This is a genomic window from Nostocoides japonicum T1-X7, assembly GCF_001046855.1.
GTDB lineage: Bacteria > Actinomycetota > Actinomycetes > Actinomycetales > Dermatophilaceae > Nostocoides > Nostocoides japonicum.
This window is the reverse complement of sequence record NZ_HF570958.1, coordinates 3831261-3841001: the sequence shown is the minus strand read 5'-3', so window position 1 is coordinate 3841001 and position 9741 is coordinate 3831261. Positions and strand designations below refer to the sequence as shown.

Sequence of the window (9741 nt, the reverse complement as noted above, 5' to 3'; positions counted from 1 at the left end):
CAGATACCTCCACTCCCGCAACCCCCTCACCGGTCGAGGTATCCGGCGACAGGGCCGGTTCAGGACAGGGCCGCCACCTCGTCGTCGGTCGAGGGACGCAGGACGATGCGGGTCCACGAGCCGAGGTAGATCCGGTCGTCGGCGTCCACCTCGCGCTTCTGGCCGACCGGGATCGCCGTCGTCGGCAGGTCACCGACGGCGTCGCCGATGTAGGTGCCGTTGGACGAGTCGAGGTCCTCGATCCACCACCGCGTCCCGTCCGTCGTGAGCTGCGCGTGCCGGCGGCTCACGCCGTTGTCGACGCCGCAGTCGATGTCGGGCTGGATGCCGCGGCTCACCGACACCCTCCCGATGAGGAGCGAGGCGTTGCGGAGGGCCACGACGACGGGTGGGCCCTGGCTGGGCAGGGGATCGGGACTGCCCTGGTTGGCATACCAGCGCGGATCGATCCAGATCTCGGCGACCCACGGCGTCCGCAACGCCGTCGAGGCGTTTGGCGGGGCGGCCGAGTCTTCACCGGCATCCGGTATGCCGACGGGGGCTCGCCGCGGCATGCTGCCCGTCGTGTGGTCGTAGCCGCAGGCCTCGCAGAAGAGGGCGTCGGGCGCATTGGGCGCCCCGCAGTTCGGGCACGGGCGGTCACCCGTGGACCCGGCCGCATCGCTCGAGCCGCCTGCACCGCGCGAGCCGGTCTGATCGAACGAGCCGGACGCACCGCGTGTCCCGGCGGACGAGGCCGCACTCGTCGCAGCGGCTCCGCCGGCGACATCGAGGTCGAGCGACGAGACTGGAGCTGCCCCAGGGCTGCCCGAGGTGCTCGGCGCCGAGCCCGCACCCTCGCCGGCAGCAACCGTGTTCCCTGCAGCGGTGGCTCCGGCACTGACACTGCCGTGGGCACCAGGCTCGCCGGCCGCGGCAGCCTCCGCGGTGGCGGTGATGCCCGCAGGGGGATGTCGCGGGTCGACCGAGCCGGCGCCCCCACCGGCGGCACCAGCACCCGCCGTGGTGGCGGCGCCTCCCGTGGTCGGGTCCGCGGCGGTCTCCATGACGGCACCACACGTGTCGCAGTAGTCCGTCGCCTCGGACTCGTGCCCGTTCGGGCACCTCATGACCGGCGGACCCGGGTCGTCTTCGTCGAGGAGGTGTCGAGGGCCATCTCGTCGGCCTTGTCGACCGCCTTCCGCAACCGGACCGTGCCGGTGTCGGCGTCCTCCACCTCGACGACCTTGCGCAGCTTGGCCGTCGCCTCGTCGTTGCCGGTCTCGACGGCGAGCTGCACGGCCCGGCCGAGCTTGGTCGTCGCGGTCTCCTCGTCGCCGACCGCCTTGGCGGCCAGGCCTTCCTGGATCGCCGCGGCGAGCTCGGCCTGGCCCGTGTAGTGGGCGACCTGACCGTCGATCCGGGTCGTGAGCGCCGAGTCGTCGGACCACTTCGCCTTGACGAGTCCCTGCGCGGCGACCTGTCCCCCGACGACGATCTGGACGCGTGCCGCGAGCTGCTCCTGACCGACGGCCTTCGCGGGCAGCCGGACCGAGACGTGGTAGTCGCGGGACTCGTCCGACCAGGCACCCGTGGGATAGGAACCGGTGAGGTCGTTGACAGTGCTGCGACGAGTGGTGAGGTCCTCGACCGTCGGCGAGACCTGCTTGACGAAGACGACCCGAGCCCCCTGTGGAGCCCACACCCGCAGCTCGGCGTCGGCCACCCCGCGGGCCATCGAGGACCGCATGATGGCCTGGAACTCGGCCCGCAGCTGGTCGGGAGCGGGGACGATGTCGATCGTCCCGAGGAGCGCCTGCGCGATGGGCCGGATCTCGGCGACCTTCCAGTCGACGCCGATGCCGCGGCAGTCGCACTGGAAGTAGCCCGTCGCGCGCTCGACGGCCCGCTGGAGGACGCCGGGCCGCTCGCCGTTCTCGCCGTCGGTGAGCAGGATGGCGTGCCGCTGCTGCACCTGCGGGACGGAGGCGAAGATCGTGCCGCACAGGTCGAGCCACGTGCTGATCGCCGTGCCACCGCCCGAGCGCAGCATCCCGACCGCCTGGGTGGCCTCCTGACGCGTTCGCGCGTCCATCCGGACGAGCGCCGGTCCCGACGTCACCGCGGGGTAGACGAGGAATGCCGCACCGTTGCCGGAGATGACGGCGAAGTAGGTGCCGTCGACGATCTCGGCGATCGCCGCCTGCGCGGCCTGCTTCGCCGCCTCCATCGGCCGGTCACCCATCGAGCCGGACGTGTCGATGATGATGACCTCGCCGGCCACGATGCCCGCGGTGCCGGCCGTCCCGGCGTTGGTGCACGTCACGGACACGATGGCGTTGACGTCCGTCCCCCCGTCGGGCAGGAACTCGTTCTGGAAGACCTGCGCGGTGAACTCTGCCACTGCCCTACCTCTCGTCGGTCGCAGTCGGTCCCGGAGCGGTCGCTCCCAGACGTGCCAGCGTAACGGTGATGTTGTCGTGCCCACCCTGCTCGATGGCCCAGTCGACGAGGGCGCGAGCGAGCGTGAGCGGCTCCGTCGTGCCCACCGCGTCGATCCGCGCTCTCAGCGCGGCGGGCTCCGAGGCGTAGTTCCACAGCCCGTCGGAGCAGACGAGCAGCCAGCCGGGGCCGTCGACGGTCGCCTGGGCCGTGCGCGGCACCTGGTCCGGGCTGTCGAGGCCGAGCCACTTGGTGATCGCGTGCGCATGTCTCGACACTTCGGCCTGCTCGCGTGGCGTCCCCGCCTCGATGAGCGCCGCCGCCATGGAGTCGTCGACGAGGAGCTGACGGCCCTCGCCGACGTCGGGGAGGAGGTATGCCCTGGAGTCGCCGATGACGGCGCACCGCACCACCTGGTCGCCGACGGGCCCGTCGACTCCTCCACCGACACTTCCGTCGACCGTCCCGATGACGAGGGTGCAGGACGCCGGACGGGGCGAGGACGGCGAGGTGTTGGCGATGACGGCGGTCTGGGCGGCTGCCGCGGCGTCGGCGAACGCCCTGACGGCGAGGGCCTCCGCGCTGGCGCCACCGGCCCCCTTCGGGAGCGGACGCCGGAGCACGTCGCGGGCGGCCCGGGCCGCGGCGAGCGACACGACGTCGGAGTCGTCGGAGTTCGACACCCCGTCACAGACGACGAGGACGGCCCGACCTCCCGGCTCCGGGTCGGCATACAGGGCCATCGCGTCCTCGTTGCGCAGGTGCGTGACGCCGCGGTCGCACACCCCGGCCACCCAGGCTGCCGGGGCCTCCTCGAAGTGGTCGCGCTCCGAGGGGGCCTTCGTCCCGCACACCGTGCAGTAGCCGTCGTCCCCGACCGGTGCTCCGCACTCGGCGCAGGCACGCGGCGCGGCGACCGGCGTCCCGTCGACGCCGTGCGGGCGAGCGGTCGGCGTGCTGATCGGGCTCGCGTCGTCGACGGGCGGCGTCTCCCGGGTACCGCCGTCCGACGGGACGACCGCAGCAGGGGTGGGCGACGCGGGTCGGGGGGCACCGTCCGCAGGACCAGTCGTCGGCGTGGCCGGGACGGCTGTGCCGCACACCTCGCAGAACCGGGCACCCTCCGGCAGCGACTCACCGCACGAGGGGCAGGTCGCCGACGAAGCACCGGCCGGGGGCTGCGGTGTGTAGACGGTCACGACGCCGTCCTCGGGGTCGGAGGACGGGCGACGATGTCCTCCACGGGACGCAGCCGCGCCACGGGAGCGTCGTCGGTCATGTCAGCGTCCAGGGCCGGACGTCGTTGGCCCGGTCGACGAGCGCGATGCGGTCCTCCCGGGTGGGAGCCTCGCGCGCGAGCGCCCGGTAGGACGCCTCGAGGCCGGATCGCAGCGGGTCGGGCTGCGCGGCATACGGACCGACGTGCTCGGGCTGCGGGCCGAGCTCGCCGACGACGGCGACCGCCTGCTCGAGGATGCGGGCGGTGAGCATCTCCCGCTCGACGACGTCGAGCCGCACCCCGTCGATGCTCCGCAGCGCCGCGTCGAGGACCCCGAGGTCCCGGCCCGCGCCGGCGAGAAGGACTCCGGCGCGCAGGCGACGGGAGTCGCCGTACCCCCGACTCGTCGACGGGACGAGATCGAGGGCCGCGACGGCACCCTTCGTGTCGCCCGCGGCGGCGCGGAGCCGGGCCAGCCCGAAGGCGGCGGGCGCGACGTAGGCGGCGTCGGTCTGCACGCAGGTCCGGTAGAGGCCCTCGGCGATGTCGCCCTGTCCGCCCGCCTCGCACGCGACGGCGAGCGCGAGCTTGGGCGCGAGCTCCCCGGGCACCTGCTGGTAGACGGCGCTGAACGAGGCCTGCGCGTCGGCCCAGTCCCTCGCCTGCAGCGAGGCGAGCCCCTGGAGCCAGAGCGCGCGCCAGTCCCACGGGTCGAGGGTGAGGATGCGGCGGGCCTCCTCGGCGACGGCCGCCGGGCGACCGGCCCGCAGCTGCTCCATGCCGCGGGCGAGCAGCACCTCGGCCGTCACGCCGGGTGCCTGCTCGAGGTCCCGCAGCCGGCTGTCGGGGTCGCCCGGGGCGAGGCCGACGAGCCAGGAGTACTGCGGGTCGGTCGTGTCGGGTCCCAGGGCGGGCAGCTGATGCCACTCGATCCGGTCCGTCGAGACCGTCGGCGTCGAGAAGTTGACCGAGGCCGTCGACGTGAGGGACGTCCCGGCGGTCCGCCCCGCGACGACCTCCCGCAGCACCCCGAGGGCCTGGACCCGCAGCTCCTCGGCGGAGGCGAACCGGTCGGCCGGCTCCCGGGCGCAGCACTTGGCGACGAGCCAGGAGAAGGAGTCGTGGTCGCGGAACACCGGCGTCGTCGCCGGGTCGGGCAGGGAGTGGAGGTAGGTCGACTGGTAGCCGCGGAACTCCATCGTGAGGACGACGAGCGTCCGCCCGATCGTGTAGATGTCCGACGCGACCGACGTCCCCTCCTCGGCGACCTCGGGCGCCTGGTAGCCGACCGTGCCGTAGATCGCCGACTCCTCGTCGTCGATCCGCCGGACGCCGCCGAGGTCGATGAGCTTGACGGCGTCACCGACCTGGATGAGGTTGTCCGGCTTGAAGTCGCAGTAGACGAGACCGAGGTCGTGGAGGTACTGGAACGCCGGGAGGATCTCGATGATGTATGCGAGTGCCTGGTCGACCGGCAACGGGTCGTAGGCGCCACCGGTGGCCCGCATCCGCTCCTTGAGGATCTGCTTGAGCGACTGACCTCCGACGTACTCCATGACGATGTAGCCGGCGTCGTCGTGGGTGACGAAGTTGTAGATCTCGACGATCGTCGGGTGCTCGACCTGGGCGAGGAACCGCTGCTCGGCGATGGCGGCCGCGAGCGCGTCCTGGTCGCCCGAGTTGAGCAGGCCCTTGAGGACGACCCACCGGTCGGACACGTTGCGGTCGCGGGCGAGGTAGATCCAGCCGAGCCCGCCGTGAGCGAGGGCGCCGGCCACGAGATACTGGCCCGCGACGAGATCCCCGGCCGCCAGCTTGGGGGTGAAGCTGTAGGGGGCTCCGCACTTGGGGCAGAAGCCCTCCGGCCGGCCGGGCCGGTCGCCGACGGACCGCCCGACGGCGGCCCCGCAGCTGCTGCAGAACCGCTTCTCCTCGGGGACCTCGGGATGCGTCTGGACGACGCCCGCGGGGTCGACGGGCGGCGCGGGCGGCACGGTCGTGAGCCCTGCGCCGAGCCGGGCGGCCCGGGTGCGGGACGACCCCACGCGGCGGGTGGCCGTCGTTCCGGCCCCCGCCCTCCGGGAGCCGATCGGCGCGGACCGGATGCTCGCCGACGTCGTGGGGGTCGACTGCGCCGAGGCCACTCCCGCCGGCTCACCGCCCGCAGGCTGACCGGCGGCACGCCGACCGACAGCGGGGGACGTGTCGGCCGACCCCGGCGTGCCGCAGACGTCGCAGTAGCCGTCGACGATCGTCCCGGTGCATCCCGGCTCGCGGCACCGGGTCCCGTCGGCGACGGTCGGCCGAGGGGCCGCCGGAGGAGGAGCCGAAGGATACGGAGCGGTCGTCGGACGGGACGCAGTGGCCGGAGCCGCCGTGGAGAGGCCCCGCGGTCCGGGAGGCGCCGCCGGGGTGGACGGGGTTGAGCTGGCGGACGAGGTCGAGGCGGTGGGCGAGGTCGGGGCGCTGGACGGGGTCGGAGCGGCGGTCGGTGTCGAGGTGGCCGCCGGGGTCGAGCTGGTGGACGGCGTCGAGGTCGGTGCGTCGCTCGCCCCGGCCGCGGGCGGCATACCGCACACGTCGCAGTAGCCGTCGACGATCGATCCGGTGCACCCGGGCTGCTGACATCTCATGGGCGCCTCCCTCCGGGCGCGGCCGGGGCGTTCTCGGCGACGAGGTCGACCCACGCGCGATAGGCCGCGACGAGGTGGCCGGCGACCTCGAGCGGCGCGGGCCGGCGGTCGAGGACGGCTCGGGCCTGCGCGCGCGCTGCCGCACAGTCGGGGTCCGTGCTCACCCCGAGGGCGCCGGCCTTCACCTCGATGGCGGCGAGCTGGTCGAGGAGGGCCGAGCGCTCGGCGAGCGCGGCGGCATACCGCTGCTCGGCGACGTCCATCGCCCGGCCGACGCGGTCGAGCCGTTCGTCGTATGCGGTGAGGCCGGCGGCGTCGGCCGGCACCGGTCCGAGGAGGGACACGTCGGGCACGGCGTTGCGTGGCGCCGGCGTCACGGTCGCCACCGCCTCGTCGGCGAGGGCGGCGATCGTCGCCTCCCGCGCCTGGAGCTCGGCGCGGAGCCGCTCGAGACGGGCGCGGTGCTCGCGGGCCTCGCGTCGCCGGACGCCGCCGACGATGAGGTCGCGCTCGGTGCGGGCGGCGTCGTTCTCGACCGGTCCGAGGAGGCCGTCGACGTCCCCTCCGCGGTCGTGCTTGGCCGCCACGGCGTCGACCCGCGCGACGAGCTCCTCGAGCGTGCGCTGGGCTGCGGGCCGGGTCTCGGGCGGCTCGAGGGCGACCTGGTCGCGCAGCCGCTCCAGCTGGGCGCGCAGGTCGCGGATCCGGGCCGTCGCCCGCTCGGTGGCCGGGGCGAGGTCGAGCCGGGCCCGCAGCTGCGACGCGAGCGCGTCGGACAGGCGGCATGCCTCGGGGATCGAGACGGCGACCGCCGCCCCGCCGGCGCCCTTCGCGCCGGCCGCCTCGAGACGGCCCCAGATGAGCACGGCGATCCGGTCGAGGTCGGAGTCGTCGACGCGCCCGCCGTCCCACGCGGTGCGGAGCTGGTCGCGGCGGTCGGCCGCGGACTTCCAGAGGGCCATCGACAGGACGAGGTCCCCGTCGACCTCGGCGCGTCGGGCGGAGGTGAGCGCCGCGGCGTCGATCGCGTCGAGCTCGGCCCGTCGACCCGCGACCCATGCGTCGAGGTCGCCGAGGTAGGCGAGGACCTCGGCCGGCTGCGGTCGCTGCCCGAGTCCGCCCGGGGCCACCGGTGCGACGACGCCGCTCACGACGCCCGCCCGTGCTGCCGGCCCGGCCCGACCGGGGCGACGGCCGCGGTCACGATGGCCGAAGCTGCCGCCGTCCGGTGCCCACGGGCCGGCCTCACGACGCCCTCCCGTACTGCGGGGTCGGCTGTTTCGCGCCGCCGCCGAGGGTGGGTGCGAGCCACCGGTCGTAGCTCGCCGTCCACGCGCCGTCCTTGCCCATCTCCCGGAGCACGCCGTTGACGAACCGGACCAGGTCGGGGTGGTCCTTGGGGATGCCGACCCCGTAGGGCTCGTCGGTGAACGCCTTCTCGTCGAGGACGACGGCATACGGGTCCTGCGCCGCGAGGCCGGCCAGGACGGTGTCGTCGCCGGAGATCGCCTCGGCCTTGCCCTGCTGGAGGTCGACGAGGCACTCGGTGTGCGTGGCGGCGAGGACGACGACCGCCTTCGGCGCGAGGCGGCGCAGGTTGTCCTCGCTCGACGTGCCGGCCGGCACGCAGACCTTCTTGCCGGCGAGGGTCCGCAGGCCCGTGATGGACGAGCCCTTGCGGATGAGGATCTTCTGGCCCGCATGGTAGTACTCCGCCGAGAACGCGACGGACTTCCAGCGGTCGCACGTCATCGAGTAGGCGCGGACGACGATGTCGACCTGGTGGTCCTGCAGGACGGTCTGCCGCTGGGCGGCGGTGATGACGCGCAGCTCGACGCGGGCGCCCTTGCCGAGGATGGCCCGGGCGATGGCGTTGACGATGTCGATGTCGAAGCCCTCGATCCGTCCGGTCAGCGGATTCCGTGAGCCGAGCAGGTAGGTGTCGGCCGAGACGCCCGCGATGAGCCGGCCGCGCTTCTTGATGGCGGCCATCGTCGAGCCGGCGGCGAAGGTGTCGGGCGTGGGCTGGGTCGAGTACGGCGCATACGACTGGAGGGCGTCGCTGCAGGCGGCGGGCGCGGTGCTCGTGCCGCTGCCCGAGGACGTCGCCGCGGGAGCAGCCTTCGGCAGCGGCGTCGGCTCGACGGAGCAGGAGGCGGTGGCCAGGGCAGCGACCATCGCGAGCGTCGCCGTCATGCCGACGAGGAGCCGTCTCATGCGTACTCCTCCAGCCGGGCGGACACGCCGCGCCACGTCGCCCCGGCGGCGACGAGACCGAGCAGCGCGGTGAGCGCGGCGACGACGAGGAAGAGGGCGAGCCGCTGGTGGAGCGCGTCGACCGTCGACCGCGCCGCCGTGTCGACCCCCTTCGCGAGGTAGTCGTCGAAGGCGGTGAAGGCGGCGCCCGGCGCGTCCTTCGCGGTGCTCGTCGCGAGGGCGACCGCGTCGTCCCAGTTGCCGTCGTTGTCGAGGGCCACGATCCGGGCGTGGCCCGTGGCATACGCGCCCCAGAGCGTCTTCGTGTCGGCGATCGGCGCGTGGTAGGTGCCGCTCGTGATGGTCCGGGCGTTGGCGGCGAAGGCGGCCTCGTTCGCCGACCCGGAGCCGCGGTTGATGAGGCGCAGGCTCTCCTGCGCCTTCGCGTCGTTGCCCGCGCTGCGGGCGGTGGACCCGCTGACGACGGTCGCGTAGTCGCCGTCGGCGAGCCGGCCGTTCGTCGTCGCCTGGGACTGGGTGACCACGACGGCGGCGACGCTCCCGACGAGCACGGCGATCGCCGCGAGGGCGATGCCGACGTTGATCCGGCGGCGGAAGCGCCGGGCGAGCCAGCGATTGGCGAGGATGAGGACGACGAGTCCGAGGACTCCCGGGATCGCGACGAGCCACGCCTTGGGCACGGACATGTCGTCGGTCGATCGGTGCTGGCTCGCCGTGACGAGGTTGTCGACGATCGGCAGCGCGGTGCTCCGCAGCCCGTTGCCCGCCACCGTGAGGTAGGCCTGCCCCACGGGGAAGCCCTGCCGGTTGTTGGCGCGCGCGAGCTCCATGTTCTGGGCGTACTCGAGGACCGCCGCGTTGAGTGCGGCCAGCGCCGCCCGGTCGGCGGGCTGGGCCTGCGCCGCGTCGGCGATCGCGTGCTGGGTGTCGACGAGCGCCTGCTGGTATGCCGCGTGCTGGCTCTCCGGTTCGAGCCCGCCGACGAGGAACGCGTTCGTCGCGAGGGCGTCGGCACGCAGCAGGTTGACCTTGATCCCCTGGACGCGGACCAGCTGCTCGGTGTTGCCGGCCGCCGACCGGGTCGCCTCCCACGACAGGAGCAGGCTCGCCGTCGTGAGGGCCATGACGAGCAGGCACGCGACGGTCACGGCCATCCGCCACCGCGCGAGGAGGGTCGGCGTGCTCGGCCCACGGGTGCGGTCCGCCGTCGTGCCGTGGCCTCCGGCGAGCTGCCCGCCCGTGGCGGGGGCG

The 9741-nt window shown here is 74.1% G+C and carries 7 protein-coding genes and 1 pseudogene; all 8 read right to left on the bottom strand.

Annotated elements, in window-relative coordinates:
* Positions 1-59: 59 nt before the first annotated feature.
* Entirely contained in the window at positions 60-554 is a 495-nt protein-coding gene (locus BN12_RS26265; protein WP_235432569.1) for an FHA domain-containing protein, read from the bottom strand.
* 18 nt (positions 555-572) lie between these two features.
* Positions 573-1046, bottom strand: a pseudogene (locus BN12_RS26260) (zinc ribbon domain-containing protein); the annotation flags it as partial.
* A gap of 59 nt (positions 1047-1105) precedes the next feature.
* A complete protein-coding gene (locus BN12_RS17405; RefSeq protein ID WP_048554441.1) occupies positions 1106-2383 on the bottom strand; it encodes a vWA domain-containing protein in 1278 nt (425 codons plus the stop codon).
* 4 nt (positions 2384-2387) lie between these two features.
* Positions 2388-3620: a zinc-ribbon domain-containing protein gene (locus BN12_RS17400; RefSeq protein WP_048554439.1), complete on the bottom strand. Its 1233-nt coding sequence runs from the start codon at positions 3618-3620 to the stop codon at positions 2388-2390.
* 76 nt (positions 3621-3696) lie between these two features.
* Positions 3697-6273 carry a serine/threonine-protein kinase gene (locus BN12_RS17395; protein ID WP_048554438.1) on the bottom strand — a complete coding sequence of 859 codons (2577 nt, stop codon included), beginning with the start codon at positions 6271-6273 and terminating at the stop codon, positions 3697-3699.
* Positions 6270-7424, bottom strand: coding sequence for a hypothetical protein (locus BN12_RS17390; protein ID WP_048554437.1), 1155 nt, complete (start codon positions 7422-7424; stop codon positions 6270-6272). The genes BN12_RS17395 and BN12_RS17390 overlap by 4 nt, the downstream gene beginning before the upstream one ends.
* 94 nt (positions 7425-7518) lie before the next feature.
* Positions 7519-8490: a glutamate ABC transporter substrate-binding protein gene (locus BN12_RS17385; protein WP_048554435.1), complete on the bottom strand. Its 972-nt coding sequence runs from the start codon at positions 8488-8490 to the stop codon at positions 7519-7521.
* The coding region (locus BN12_RS17380; RefSeq protein WP_162233102.1) for a hypothetical protein at positions 8487-9741 on the bottom strand (1255 nt) is incomplete at its 5' end. The genes BN12_RS17380 and BN12_RS17385, both read right to left, overlap by 4 nt.